12 protein-coding genes and 14 tRNA genes are annotated in these 12,161 nt (G+C 39.2%); 4 read left to right on the top strand and 22 right to left on the bottom strand.

The genetic code is table 11. The features are described 5' to 3' along the window. Positions 1-5: 5 nt before the first annotated feature. The 4 genes from ABD010_RS04230 to ABD010_RS04215 all read right to left on the bottom strand — a co-directional run bounded on the left by ABD010_RS04230 (position 6) and on the right by ABD010_RS04215 (position 2,124). On the bottom strand, positions 6-665 hold the full coding sequence (locus ABD010_RS04230; RefSeq protein WP_343811035.1) for an SDR family oxidoreductase: 660 nt from the start codon (positions 663-665) through the stop codon (positions 6-8). A 94-nt stretch (positions 666-759) separates the two neighbouring features. Continuing rightward, positions 760-1,155, bottom strand: coding sequence for a MerR family transcriptional regulator (locus ABD010_RS04225; protein WP_343810547.1), 396 nt, complete (start codon positions 1,153-1,155; stop codon positions 760-762). Between the two features lie 11 nt (positions 1,156-1,166). Beyond that, positions 1,167-1,490 carry a hypothetical protein gene (locus tag ABD010_RS04220; protein WP_343810544.1) on the bottom strand — a complete coding sequence of 108 codons (324 nt, stop codon included), beginning with the start codon at positions 1,488-1,490 and terminating at the stop codon, positions 1,167-1,169. Positions 1,491-1,542: 52 nt separating this feature from the next. Next, positions 1,543-2,124, bottom strand: a complete 582-nt coding sequence (locus ABD010_RS04215; RefSeq protein ID WP_343810542.1) for a TetR/AcrR family transcriptional regulator — start codon at positions 2,122-2,124, stop codon at positions 1,543-1,545. A 145-nt stretch (positions 2,125-2,269) separates the two neighbouring features. Here ABD010_RS04215 and ABD010_RS04210 point away from each other — a divergent pair, with 145 nt between their 5' ends. The 3 genes from ABD010_RS04210 (at position 2,270) to ABD010_RS04200 (ending at position 4,495) form a co-directional block, all read left to right on the top strand. Continuing rightward, positions 2,270-3,031: an SDR family oxidoreductase gene (locus ABD010_RS04210; protein ID WP_343810539.1), complete on the top strand. Its 762-nt coding sequence runs from the start codon at positions 2,270-2,272 to the stop codon at positions 3,029-3,031. 308 nt (positions 3,032-3,339) lie between these two features. Beyond that, positions 3,340-3,855: a hypothetical protein gene (locus ABD010_RS04205; RefSeq protein ID WP_343810537.1), complete on the top strand. Its 516-nt coding sequence runs from the start codon at positions 3,340-3,342 to the stop codon at positions 3,853-3,855. 301 nt (positions 3,856-4,156) lie between these two features. Next, positions 4,157-4,495 (top strand): hypothetical protein, encoded by a 339-nt coding sequence (locus ABD010_RS04200; RefSeq protein ID WP_343810535.1) that lies wholly within the window; start codon positions 4,157-4,159, stop codon positions 4,493-4,495. An 80-nt stretch (positions 4,496-4,575) separates the two neighbouring features. Here the strand turns inward: ABD010_RS04200 and ABD010_RS04195 are convergent, their stop codons facing one another. The 4 genes from ABD010_RS04195 to ABD010_RS04180 all read right to left on the bottom strand — a co-directional run bounded on the left by ABD010_RS04195 (position 4,576) and on the right by ABD010_RS04180 (position 9,270). Next, complete coding sequence (locus ABD010_RS04195) at positions 4,576-5,946, bottom strand: sensor histidine kinase (RefSeq protein WP_343810533.1); 1,371 nt, start codon at positions 5,944-5,946, stop codon at positions 4,576-4,578. A 92-nt stretch (positions 5,947-6,038) separates the two neighbouring features. Continuing rightward, positions 6,039-7,232, bottom strand: a complete 1,194-nt coding sequence (locus ABD010_RS04190; protein ID WP_343810531.1) for a beta-ketoacyl synthase N-terminal-like domain-containing protein — start codon at positions 7,230-7,232, stop codon at positions 6,039-6,041. A 224-nt stretch (positions 7,233-7,456) separates the two neighbouring features. Then, positions 7,457-8,629: a toxic anion resistance protein gene (locus ABD010_RS04185; RefSeq protein WP_343810529.1), complete on the bottom strand. Its 1,173-nt coding sequence runs from the start codon at positions 8,627-8,629 to the stop codon at positions 7,457-7,459. After that, positions 8,626-9,270 carry a 5-bromo-4-chloroindolyl phosphate hydrolysis family protein gene (locus ABD010_RS04180; protein WP_343811033.1) on the bottom strand — a complete coding sequence of 215 codons (645 nt, stop codon included), beginning with the start codon at positions 9,268-9,270 and terminating at the stop codon, positions 8,626-8,628. Before ABD010_RS04180 ends, ABD010_RS04185 begins: the two co-directional genes overlap by 4 nt. A 317-nt stretch (positions 9,271-9,587) precedes the next feature. Here ABD010_RS04180 and ABD010_RS04175 point away from each other — a divergent pair, with 317 nt between their 5' ends. Then, the gene (locus ABD010_RS04175) at positions 9,588-10,382 is read left to right on the top strand and encodes a fumarylacetoacetate hydrolase family protein (RefSeq protein ID WP_343810525.1); all 795 of its coding nucleotides are present in this window, start codon (positions 9,588-9,590) and stop codon (positions 10,380-10,382) included. 272 nt (positions 10,383-10,654) lie between these two features. Here ABD010_RS04175 and ABD010_RS04170 read toward each other — a convergent pair. From ABD010_RS04170 to ABD010_RS04105, 14 genes are all read right to left on the bottom strand, one after another. Further along, positions 10,655-10,736: transfer RNA gene (locus tag ABD010_RS04170), tRNA-Leu, on the bottom strand. Positions 10,737-10,742: 6 nt separating this feature from the next. Then, a tRNA-Cys gene (locus ABD010_RS04165) sits at positions 10,743-10,816 on the bottom strand. Between the two features lie 16 nt (positions 10,817-10,832). Next, a tRNA-Gly gene (locus ABD010_RS04160) sits at positions 10,833-10,907 on the bottom strand. 4 nt (positions 10,908-10,911) lie between these two features. After that, positions 10,912-10,986, bottom strand: a tRNA-Gln gene (locus ABD010_RS04155). Positions 10,987-11,002: 16 nt separating this feature from the next. Next, a tRNA-His gene (locus ABD010_RS04150) sits at positions 11,003-11,078 on the bottom strand. A 14-nt stretch (positions 11,079-11,092) separates the two neighbouring features. Continuing rightward, positions 11,093-11,166, bottom strand: a tRNA-Trp gene (locus tag ABD010_RS04145). 10 nt (positions 11,167-11,176) lie between these two features. After that, positions 11,177-11,261: transfer RNA gene (locus tag ABD010_RS04140), tRNA-Tyr, on the bottom strand. Positions 11,262-11,268: 7 nt separating this feature from the next. Then, a tRNA-Phe gene (locus ABD010_RS04135) sits at positions 11,269-11,344 on the bottom strand. Positions 11,345-11,428: 84 nt separating this feature from the next. Then, positions 11,429-11,505, bottom strand: a tRNA-Asp gene (locus ABD010_RS04130). 22 nt (positions 11,506-11,527) lie between these two features. Next, positions 11,528-11,604 (bottom strand) — tRNA-Met (locus ABD010_RS04125). A gap of 14 nt (positions 11,605-11,618) precedes the next feature. Next, positions 11,619-11,694, bottom strand: a tRNA-Val gene (locus tag ABD010_RS04120). A gap of 8 nt (positions 11,695-11,702) precedes the next feature. Further along, positions 11,703-11,777 (bottom strand) — tRNA-Glu (locus tag ABD010_RS04115). Between the two features lie 8 nt (positions 11,778-11,785). Then, positions 11,786-11,877: transfer RNA gene (locus ABD010_RS04110), tRNA-Ser, on the bottom strand. 1 nt (position 11,878) lies between these two features. After that, a tRNA-Asn gene (locus ABD010_RS04105) sits at positions 11,879-11,953 on the bottom strand. Positions 11,954-12,161: the final 208 nt, after the last annotated feature.

The following is a 12,161-nucleotide window of genomic DNA, read 5'->3' as shown; positions in this document are numbered from 1 at the left end:
ATCCGTTAAACCAATTTTATTGCTTCATTGACAGGTGTGTTGCCGCCCACAACCTGAAATTCCTTTCCGACCGTTGTTTCATCCTGTAAGCTTGCCAAAATAACACGTGCTATGTCCTCTCTAGGGACCTCACCTCGAGTCACTTTTCCCGCCAACTCTACTTGATTCGTTCCTGTATCATTTGTCAACAGGCCAGGATGAACAATTGTATAATCCAAATCGGTCTTTCGCAGCCAATCGTCTGCATAGTGTTTTGCAATGACGTATGGAGCAAAGGATTCATTTGCCTCCTGAATGGCTTCACGGGTTGTGTCAAACGAACTGATCATAACAAAGCGCTTTACATTAGCAGCCTTGGCCGCTTCAATGGTTTTGACAGCGCCATCCAAATCAACCATAATCGTTTTATCTTTTCCTGTATGGCCACCGGAACCCGCTGTGAATACAACTGCATCGACACCGTCCGCAGCTTGTTCAATTGGCTCAATCTCTCCTTCTAAATCCACAACTGCCGTTTCCGCACCCAGATTTTCAAAGTATGCTGCCTGCTCCTGCTTGCGAATCATTACTTTAGCTTCAAAACCATCGCTTTGCTGTATCAATGAAACAAGATGCTTTCCAATTTGACCGTTTGCACCTACAACTAGAATTTTCAATTTATCCATCCTTTCAAAAAAAGATTTCACACTTATATGATATATTAATGACAAAGACATTGTCTAAATTCCCGTTTCACAAATCAAAATGAGCAAGCGGATTTTAATCCCCTCCATTATTCTTCTGAAGCAAGAACTCTATTTTGTGATCCGCTGACTTCAGGACCTGTTTTACTTCTTTTATTTTTTCTTCCTGCTGAAGGATTTGCTCATATTTAACTTGAAACAAATCCTTTATTTTTAACAGATTTTGGATTTCTTCTACTGTCAGCTCCCTCTCATGGTCGGCATCTTTTGACCAATCGAAAAGAATTTTTATTTCTTTTAATGAAAATCCGGTGCCTTTCAGCTTGATTATTGTATCTACGTTTGATATGTCCTGATTCGTATAATCACGTTGATTGTTATGTAATGCCGGATGAAGAAGGCCGATCTTTTCATAATATCGAATTGTATCCTTACTAATACCCGTTAGTTGTGCGAATTCACTTATTCTCATCGTTTCACCTGCTAATTTATATATTTAAAGACTAAGAAAATCAGACCGATATGAAAAGCTAAACGAATTGCATGATGACGATAATGAAGTACCCCGTTTCTCTTTAACCCTTCTGTCACTGCCAGAATGTGCAATATTATAAAAACAGTGACCAACAAAAAAAGCATTGTATTTACATCTGGAATCCATAAAACTGCCAACAGACTGACTGCTGTAATTACAAATAACAACGAACGAACCTTATAATCCTTTTCTTTCCACTGTATAACACCCGCAAGACCTGTTAATCCAGCATACAATCCAATCAACACATAGGTGACAATTGCCAATCCCATCACTTCCCATCTTTTAATTATTGTTAGTGTAAAAGATGGAGTTCACTCCATGTCAATCATTTTTACGAAACGGACTGTTGATGGATAAAATGTCAAATAGCTGCTTATTCAACTCTTGGATGGAGGTTTTGTAACTTTGACGATGCCATTCTATTAAAATTCCCAGGATGGCATTGGTCTGATAGCTGATAAGATAATCTGAATTCATGCCAGGTTCTGCCCTCTGCAAGGCTTCATCGACAGATTCCCTCATAAACGAACGGATTGTATCGAACAGCAAGTAATAATACATCATCGGTACCCGTTCATCAAAAACAATTTGATAAAAATCCTGATACTCCTTAACATGATGGAAAATTTTGATCATGTCTGCCTGGATTTTTTCAATCTTATAGTTTGTTTTATGATATGGCTCCTCATACGACCTCCACAAATCTTCGACGATGACTTCCACATAATGTTTAAAAACACCATGGACATCCTTATAGTGCAGATAAAATGTACCCCGATTTATTTTTGCCAAACGGCACAGTTCCGCAATTGTAATGGATTCCAGCGGTTTTGATTTCAATAATTTCAGCAAAGCATAACGCAGGTTTTCCTGTGTTTTTATTATCCGCAAATCCTGTTTCAAATTTTTCACCCCAATATTGAACGCATTTAAAAATAAGTGTCCATTACTGAACACTAGTCGCCTTTTCCGTTGTTTGTAGTTTGCTTCACTATCCAGTATAATTTTTATTAGACAGATGTTCAATAAAAGTTGAGGAGGAATGAAATTGAAATTAAAAGATAAAGTAGCGATCGTTACCGGCGCAGCTTCCGGTATGGGAAAAGAAATTGCGAAATTATATTCTGAGGAAGGGGCAAAAGTTATTGCAGCTGATTTAAATCTGGAAGGCGCTGAAGCGACCGTAAAAGAAATCACAGAAACGAATGGGCCTGCTAAAGCAGTACAAGTAAACGTTGCAAAGCAGGAAGACATCGATACCATGGTTGATACAGCCGTCAATGAATATGGAACATTGGATATTCTTGTCAATAATGCTGGTATCATGGATGGATTTGAACCAGTCGGAGATGTTCTTGATGAACGCTGGGACCTCATTTTTGATGTTAATACGAAGGGTGTTATGCGGGCGATGCGCAAGGCACTGCCGATTTTTCTGGAAAAAGAAAACGGCGTCATTATTAACACCGCTTCAACCGGTGGATTTAACGGTGCTCATGCTGGTGCGGCATACGGCGCATCAAAACATGCGGTAATTGGTATGACGAAAAATACAGGCTATATGTATGCACAGAAAGGAATCCGCTGCAACGCAATTGCTCCTGGAGGTGTAGCAACTAATATTTCATCCTCCATGGAAAACGTCAATCAGTTTGGTATGGAACGAACCAAACCGGCACAGGACGTGATGCCTCGTGTCGGGCAGCCTGAGGAAATTGCCAAAGCAGCATTATTCCTGGCTTCGGATGATGCAAGTTTTGTCAACGGTACAGTCATTACTGCTGATGGCGGCTGGACAGCTGCGTTTTAATAAGAAAAAGGCATCTCAAAATTATCCATATGAGATGCCTTTTTGCTTATTGATTGCAGTGCCTCTTTAAGTGAATATTTTATCGAACTTTATCCCAACATCATCACAAAAAAATGAAGGATGGCTTCAGCTACAGACACTCGTACGCCAGATTAACGAGTTTAGGGGGATTATGAAGCATGGATTATTGACTTACCCTCTGGAACGGATTGTATTAAAAATCTATAAACCAGCAAAGAACATAGTAACACTGCTTTCCAACGTACCATACAATACCTCCAGGCAATTGACATGGAGGCGATTATATCATGGACAAATATGTAAACGAGGTTTTATATAACTGGGAAGGCAAACCTTTGAAAGGCGCAAAAAAGATGATTGAAAAATATGATCACCCCCAGGAAGCAACAGTGAGCAGACTTATTTGGTATCATAACGGTCCGTGGAAGCATACAATCGTTCACCGGGACACCAAACCGCACAATTTCCCCCATCCTCATCCTGACTTTCTGGAACAAACCATTAATTATCAAGTGCCGCCACACTTATATGATGCTATAGCCGCATTCGATGGAAGTATTACGTTAGAACGCACAAAGGGTGAAGCCACCGCAATGTGTGATTTGGAAGCCATGAACATGTTGTCCCTGAATGTTATGAACGATATCCTAACAGGCAGATATGATGTTTGGACGGCCAAGGAATTTCTGGCACAAATTACATATAAATATCTCAAAATGGGCGAAACATCACCGTATACAGAAGAATTTCTGTTTCCAAAACAGTTCAATACCGCAGATCCAGGCATTTGCTACTTTCAATAAACATGGCGCCGCTTAACATCCTGATGAAGCATTAAGCGGCAGACTGTTTACCTTTTAAAGACAACAACCGCTTCATCCAAATCCTTTGGATAAAGCAATAATAACACCTTTCGTTAAGAATATAACCGAATTACCTGCTGCACTAACTTTCACACTTCATAACATACAACGTCTTCTCCAGTAGTATCGTCTCACGGTATTATAACATGTAAAAAATAATGTATTCTTGTTTCAGAAATCAAAAAATATTAAGATTGAAGTAGTGAGCTAATTCTAGAATGAGCAGCATGGAGGTCAGATAATGGAAGAAGCCATCTCATTAAACGCTTTAAAAGCTTTAGCGGAAAAGAAATTGAACAAAAAAATTCTAATAAAAATAATGTGGAATGACAACGAAAAATTAACGTTATTCATTACGCCAAATATGAAAATCAATTCATTTATATATGACAAAAAAGAAGGATACTTGTTTTACAATAATGACGGAAATCTTGTGGAGAGGGACATCCCATGCGTTCTTACAGAGAAAGATTTTGCAGATGGAAAAGTGATGCTGGAAGGGACAGATGGTGGAAGGGTAAAAATTAACAATGAGCCCTTATCAAATGAAGATATCGCCTTTTTAAAAGAATCTCAGTAGGCAACAATCATAATGGTGTACAAAATCTGATTGTTTAGGTTACTGCTTCAGAACAAAGGAATCTGCATTGCACAGATTCCTTAATTCATATTCAATGCTCCATTCAGCGGGAGTTCGATTCGAAAATGTGTTCCTTTTGGTGAACTATCAATGATCTCTATATTACCCAAATGTTCGATAATCGTCTTTTTCACGAAAGGCAGACCCATTCCCATTCCTCTATCACCAAATGAAATAAACGGATCAAAAACGCTCTGCCAATTTTCCGGATTAATCCCTTTTCCGGTGTCAAGCAAATGAATTATAATCATTCCATTATCAATTCCGGTGGAAATCGTGATTTCCTTCTTCTCCCTGTCATCCGGCATTGCCTCAATACTATTCTTAATCAGATTGATAAAAACTTGTTCCAGATTCGTTCTATTCACATACACCGTAAGCTGTTTAAAAGGATTCACAAACTCCATTTCGACATTATTTTCCTTACCCATAGCCGATGAAAAATCCATCGCCTGTCCGATAATGGATTCCAAATCCTCTTTTTTCATTACCTGATCTGAAGATTTCATATATCCCTTGTAATTATTCACTAGCTTTCCCAGGTGTTCAGATGATTTCTGAATCATTTCCAGTGAGCCTTTATTCTGCTCTGTCATCGTCTCACTATTATTGAGGGATTTTGAAAAACCTTTGATGATTTCGTTGGTATTTTTCACCTCGTGAATTAAACTCCCGGCTAAATTCCCGGTATAATCCAGTTTTTTCTGTCGCTCCATTAATTGGTAATAATTTTCTTTCAAGTTTGTGCTCAGCTTAATAAACTCATGTACAATAGCTGCAGAGAAAATGACAACACCGATACTGCTTGGGATTGCCCCAGTTTCGGGTGAGAAATTCAAAAAACCAGGCACTATCAACCAAATAAAAGAATGTAGACAAAACCCTTTTAAAAAGGCTTTGAAATTCTGATTGGCTATTTTCTGTGATACAACATAGACAACCAGCAAAAAAACAATAAAACTGCTCATATGTACGATATACAGCCACGCCAAAGGTCCGTATTCAGGGAAATGAATGAATGTCGTTGAATTTGTATCCTGTAACCTTAGTCCTTTTATCCCCATATTTGTCCAATTTATTAAATAAATAATTCCACTCCAAATACTAAAGAAAACAAGTGCCTTTTTGTTAAAAAGCTTAAGCAGCGTTTTCGTCAGTCCACTGGATTCTTTCAGCATGGCTGGTTGGTCTTTTATAAATATATAGGTTAGATAAAACACAACGATAATCGAAAGTGTAGGCCCAGCTCTAAACAATTTAAAAAGAAATAGAACAACATTTTCAGGGAGAACATTTCCAAAATAAAGTATTCCCACATTAAACTGCCAAATCGTTATTAAAGCCATATATATAAACAGAACGGAAGATACTTTTGACTCTTTATAAATCATCTTGATACTTAAACCCAAAACTAAAGGAATTAACCCTATTGTACAAATTAACAATCCTGTAATCGTAAGCCTCACCCCTTACTATTGCATCGCTAAATTATATGTCTTCTCACATAAGCACATGCATTATTACCGCCATACCCATGGTTGGTGATGGCAACTTCATTCACATCTTCAAATCTTGTTTCTAAAGGTATATTCATAGTTTCATAACCTTCTTTTGACGTGTGGATGGTTGGAGGTATGAACCCGTTCTGCACACTCAAAAGCGAAGAAATCACCTGTAAAATACCAACTGCCCCGAAGGAATTTCCATACATACTCTTTATGGAAGTATAAGGTATCTCATTGTTAAACAATAACTCAGAGCACTTTTTTTCAATTTGATCATTCAGTTTTATACCAAGTGCATTACTGTTAATATAATCCGGACGGCGGCCTTCTGTCACTTCTCGCAAGGCATTCATCATTTGTTCACCAGTGTCATCCAGCGAGTATATATAGACCCCGTCATTATTTGATACAACATCAACCATTTCACCTTTTATATCTGCTGATCGGTTTATGGCGTCCTCTTCTCTTTCCAATACAATAGCACCTGATGCTTCTGCCATCGCAAAACCTTTGCTTCCCTCCTGAAATGGAACAGCCCCTTCTCCAAGTGTCTGGTTGAGCGGGATTACCCTTGTTTTAGCAAAAGAATAAGTAGTTATTTTACTGATAGGACTGTCCGTTCCGCCAACAATCGCCACATCAATTTTACCGCTTTTTAAATAAAGCATTGCTTCTTCAACCGCTTCTAAACTAGCCGTACACCCGGTGGAAATTGTTTTTGTAATACCCTTTACCCCAATAGAATGAGCAATTGAGGATGTTATACTGTGATAATTGGCATAATGAGCATATGTAATGGGAATTTTTCTATAGTCCCCGTCATTTACAAATTGAATGCCATCCCGAAGAATCCTTTCTCCGGTCGATCCAAGAGATAATCCGAAGAAAATCCCCACTTTTTTATCATCTATATTTATTCTAGCAGATTTCATGGCTTCCTTTGCTGCAGAAATTCCCATTTTCGTCACTTTTGGAAGCCTGTTTATTCTTTTATTAGCTTTAAACTCTTCCAACCCTTCATTAACGACACCAAGAATGTTGGATTCCCCTTTTGGCCCTTCCTGATCCACAACCTCAAGTGAACATACGCCATTTTTTAAATTGTACAGATACTCGTCAACATTTTTTGTCTTTGGAGCCAGTATACCATATCCAGTACAAACTATTTTCATATATTTTCCACCTTAATCAGATAAATTTCCCTATACAATTATATCAAAAATATTCCTTTTTACCTATTAGCAAATGGAATCCCGCAAAAATAGTTTATTCACACTTTTTGTACTGAAACTTAAGACCTGCTGGCGCCATGGTTGAAACAGTTTTTTCAATTAAAAAACCCCCTATTTTGTAAAAAGAGAGTTTTTCTTGGTAAGCTTTTCATCTATTTTATACTCTATGAACGATTGGTTCCAAGTTCCAGGAGTTTTTGTTTCATTTCATTTTCCATTCCAGTTATTTCTTCCTCTGCCTGTTTCCGTTTTTCACGTCCTTCTGTTTGGATGCGCATTGTTTCTTCAATGGTTGATAGTAAATTTTCCTGCGTTTTCTTTAATGTTTCAATATCTACCACGCCACGCTCATTTTCTTTTGCAGTTTCAATTGTATTGGTTTTGAGCATATCTGAATTTTTCAGCAGTAACTCATTTGTAGTTTTAGATACTTCTTTCTGAGCCTCCACAGCATTTTGCTGGCGAAGGAGTGTAAGTGCAATCGCAATCTGATTTTTCCAAAGTGGTATGGATGTCAAAATCGATGATTGGATTTTCTCTACCAACGCCTGATTGGTATTTTGAATCAAGCGAATTTGCGGGGCGGTTTGCAGTGTGATTTGTTTGCTCAACCTTAAATCATGCAGCCGTTTATCAAGCCGTTCTGCAAATTGCATAACGTCATTGACCTCTTGCGTATCCATTTGATTTTGAGTCTGCTCAGCTTTTTGTTTTAATTCAGGAATGGTTGTATTGATAAGCTTGTCCCTTTTCACCTCGCCTGCTGCAATATAAACATTTAAAGCATCAAAGTAATCACGGTTTTTATAAAACATTTCCTGCAGCAAATTATTGTCTTTTGTTAATACATCTTTGCTGCGCTCCAATTTAATACTGATTTTATCAATTTGCGCACCGGTTTTTTGATATTTAGACATTATTTCATTAACCGAACCGGAAACCTTTCCGAAAACACGCGAGAATAAGCCGCGTTTTTCCGGCTGCAGTTCATCCGGATTGACTTGCTCCAGTCTTTTCATTAAATCCGTTAAGATAGAACTAATGTCACCGACATCTTTATTTTTTACATTATCGAGCATTGAATGGGAAAAATTCATCAGTTTTGACTGTGCGTCTGTTCCATATTCTGTAATAGACTGATAATTGTCCGGATCAATTTGCTCAGACAAATCCATTGCCCTTTTCCGATCCTCTTCACTTAGTGTATCCACTAATTTATTGTCTTGATCCTCCCCGCTTTCCGTTGGTGTTTGCTGTTGATTTTGATTTTGTTCACCAAATGGATTTGCTAATAAATCATCCATTGCATCGCGATTACGTTCTGTGTTTTCACTCATTCGGATATCCTCCTGTTATCATTGTTCTTATCACTAATCGTACGTCTGGCCGTTTCTAATTCAACATCCAATACTTCAAAATCGTCCCTTAACATATAATGCAAATCATTATTCACTGTACCGGTTAACATGTGCATCGTATCACGTGTATCGGCTAAGGCTTTGGACATTTCAGCGTTTTTTGCAGGCTGCTGCTGCAAATAAGCATATTTTTCTGCTATTTCCACGAGGGAGTCCAAGTTTTTATAATAAAATCGTTCTGCCTTGTAAAAACGTTCCGGTTCTTTTTTAGTATTCGTATAAATTTTGCGTACGATCTGCATTAGAAGTAAATTCTGCTTTGCATCCCGAAAGTTTCTCACACGAAATAATACCTTTTGCAAACGTGAAATCTTCTTCTTTGCTTCCTTTAAATTTTTTGTGATATAGCGGTACTCTCCCGCCTTCAACCCACTTCTTTTAATATCTAGACCCCGCTGCACACCTTTTAAGGAAAAGAAAACAAATCCCCCTCCAAAAAAAGCATATAATACAGAAAGGAAAAATCCTTGTTCAAATACAAAAAAACTGATCAGCCAAATAAAGGAGTAACCAAACACGCCGCCTATACCGCGTAATAGAAAAGCCCCCACTTGCTTCATCAATATCATCATCTCCAATTTTTATGAAAAACGGCTACCTGTGCCGAGCTCTAATGAAATGTATACTTATTGCCATTTGCGGTTGATTCAACATACTTTAAAAGCTGTATTAACTATAATTATAACATTTAAAGGAATGAATCAGAATTAATACAAAAATGCTGCCAAGGGAATGATGAGAATAGTGGCTTGTTTTTGTAATTACTTATGCTGGTTCAAGTATTAGTAAAAAGGTCATTGTTGTGCAAAATAAACGGAGATAAATTAAAAGTAAAATGTGCACCAACTTTATCAGGTGAATAAGGGGCTATATATATATGAGGATAATACAAAAAGGACAAAAAATAGTTCGTTACGAATATAATGATAAAAGGTATTACGAGATTGTTAAGGGTGACGAAATTATACAATTATCCAGTACATTTACGGAGCTTGTTAACAATGAACTTAAATATGATAGCGTATGGGTTAAATATAATGATGTAAAGATTCTGGAGCCAGTAGTCCCTTCAAAAATTGTTAATTTTGGTTGGACATATGCTGAGCATGCTCAAGAGACTGGTGGAGAAGCAGATCTCACGGAACCTTTTCTGTTTTTAAAGCCAAATTCATCTCTTATCCCTGATCAAGGTGAAATCATTTTACCACCTGCCAAATTATCGAACCAGGTAGAATTGGAAGGAGAAGTCGCACTAGTTATTGGAAAACGCGGTAAAAATATAAAAGAGGAAGAAGCATTAGATTACGTTTTTGGATGTACGATTTTTAACGATATAACAGCAAGAGATCTTACCAAATCTGACCCGCAGTTTACAAGAGGGAAAGGGTTCGATACCTTTGGACCCTTAGGCCCTTATATCGTAACAGGCATCGATCCAACTAACTTAAAAATTGTAACGACTTTAAACGCAAAAGTCGTTCAAAACAGTAATACGAATCAGATGTCACTTTCCATTCCTTACCTTATTAGCTGGATTTCAGAAGTAATGACACTGGAGCCCGGTGATATTCTCGCAACTGGTTCTCCTTCTGGAAGCTGTCCGTTGAAATCAGGAGATACGGTAGAAATTGAAGTAAATAATATTGGCAAACTTTGTAATTATGTTAAATAATCCTTCGAAGATTTTTTACTCCTTCAATGTCGGTACAATTAAGTATGGATTCTTCTAACACTCTCCTCGTAATTTTTATTATGTATAATAGTGACTTTAACACCGTTTCGAACATGTTTTAGTATTTCTCTCCATTCAATAGAAGCAAATTTTAACAGTATAGAATTTATTAAAGACAGGCGACTACGTTTAATTGTCGACGCAATCACTTAAAAAACACAAAAAACGACGTCCTAGTTTTGCTAGAACGCCGTTATAATAACGTATATTGATACCGGTGGTCGGGGTCGAACCGACACTCCCGAAGGAACACGATTTTGAGTCGTGCGCGTCTGCCAATTCCGCCACACCGGCATGTGTTGGAGGCGGTAACCGGATTTGAACCGGTGATAAAGGTTTTGCAGACCTCTGCCTTACCACTTGGCTATACCGCCAAAACCGATTATCAAATGGAGCGGAAGACGGGATTCGAACCCGCGACCCCCACCTTGGCAAGGTGGTGTTCTACCACTGAACTACTTCCGCAATATGGCTGGGCCACCAGGATTCGAACCTGGGATACACGGGATCAAAACCCGATGCCTTACCGCTTGGCTATGGCCCAATTATTGAATTATAAATGGGGCGACCGGTGGGGATCGAACCCACGTATGCCGGAGCCACAATCCGGTGCGTTAACCGCTTCGCCACGACCGCCATCATATATTAAATGGCAGGGGTAGTAGGAATCGAACCCACATCAAAGGTTTTGGAGACCTTCGTTTTACCATTAAACTATACCCCTATATACAAAATGGTGGAGGGGGAGAGATTCGAACTCCCGAACCCTGAGGGAGCGGATTTACAGTCCGCCGCGTTTAGCCACTTCGCTACCCCTCCAAATAAATGGTGGCTCCGGACGGAATCGAACCGCCGACACACGGATTTTCAGTCCGTTGCTCTACCGACTGAGCTACAGAGCCAAAATGGTATTCGTTATTGCTGAACCAAATAAATATCTTACCATTCTACAAATAAATTAATATGTATATTGAATCAAATATTAGTGGCGGTCCGGACGGGACTCGAACCCGCGACCTCCTGCGTGACAGGCAGGCATTCTAACCAGCTGAACTACCGGACCAAATTAGAAAATAGAAGTGATTTGGTTGCGGGGGCAAGATTTGAACTTGCGACCTTTGGGTTATGAGCCCAACGAGCTACCAGACTGCTCCACCCCGCGATATATAGTTTAAATGGTGGAGGATGCAGGGCTCGAACCTGCGACCCCCTGCTTGTAAGGCAGGTGCTCTCCCAGCTGAGCTAATCCTCCATATTAAGTGGTGACCCGTACGGGATTCGAACCCGTGTTACCGCCGTGAAAGGGCGGTGTCTTAACCACTTGACCAACGGGCCATTGAAAATGGCGGAGAGCGAGGGATTCGAACCCTCGAGACCGCTATCGCGGTCTACACGATTTCCAATCGTGCTCCTTCGGCCTCTCGGACAGCTCTCCATGGCTCCACAGGCAGGAATCGAACCTGCGACTGATCGGTTAACAGCCGATTGCTCTACCGCTGAGCTACTGTGGAATATACAAGTAGTAAAATCAATGCGTGAATGAATAGTGTAGTATTATTCACTGCATGACAACCTTAGCGGCTATTTCCTTGAGACCATAATCAAAGTCTTCCTAATCAATCAGCGCTAGCCATGTATGTATATTGTTGCCTGGCGGCGTCCTACTCTTGCAGGGGCAAAGCCCCAACTACCATCGGCGCTGGAGAGCTTAACTGCTGT

It is taken from the genome of Virgibacillus siamensis, from assembly GCF_039522605.1.
GTDB classification, from domain to species: Bacteria; Bacillota; Bacilli; order Bacillales; family Amphibacillaceae; genus Lentibacillus; species Lentibacillus siamensis.
This window is presented reverse-complemented; position numbering and strand designations above follow the sequence as displayed.

Bases quoted from the DNA above. Each gene is read 5' to 3' on its own strand.
- ABD010_RS04225 (WP_343810547.1), bottom strand. From the start codon at position 1,155: ATGAGAATAAGTGAATTCGCACAACTAACGGGTATTAGTAAGGATACA.
- ABD010_RS04190 (WP_343810531.1), bottom strand. From the start codon at position 7,232: ATGAAAATAGTTTGTACTGGATATGGTATACTGGCTCCAAAGACAAAA.
- ABD010_RS04185 (WP_343810529.1), bottom strand. From the start codon at position 8,629: ATGAGTGAAAACACAGAACGTAATCGCGATGCAATGGATGATTTATTA.
- ABD010_RS04200 (WP_343810535.1), top strand. From the start codon at position 4,157: ATGGAAGAAGCCATCTCATTAAACGCTTTAAAAGCTTTAGCGGAAAAG.
- ABD010_RS04180 (WP_343811033.1), bottom strand. From the start codon at position 9,270: ATGAAGCAAGTGGGGGCTTTTCTATTACGCGGTATAGGCGGCGTGTTT.
- ABD010_RS04220 (WP_343810544.1), bottom strand. From the start codon at position 1,490: ATGGGATTGGCAATTGTCACCTATGTGTTGATTGGATTGTATGCTGGA.
- ABD010_RS04205 (WP_343810537.1), top strand. From the start codon at position 3,340: ATGGACAAATATGTAAACGAGGTTTTATATAACTGGGAAGGCAAACCT.
- ABD010_RS04195 (WP_343810533.1), bottom strand. From the start codon at position 5,946: ATGATTTATAAAGAGTCAAAAGTATCTTCCGTTCTGTTTATATATATG.
- ABD010_RS04175 (WP_343810525.1), top strand. From the start codon at position 9,588: ATGAGGATAATACAAAAAGGACAAAAAATAGTTCGTTACGAATATAAT.
- ABD010_RS04230 (WP_343811035.1), bottom strand. From the start codon at position 665: ATGGATAAATTGAAAATTCTAGTTGTAGGTGCAAACGGTCAAATTGGA.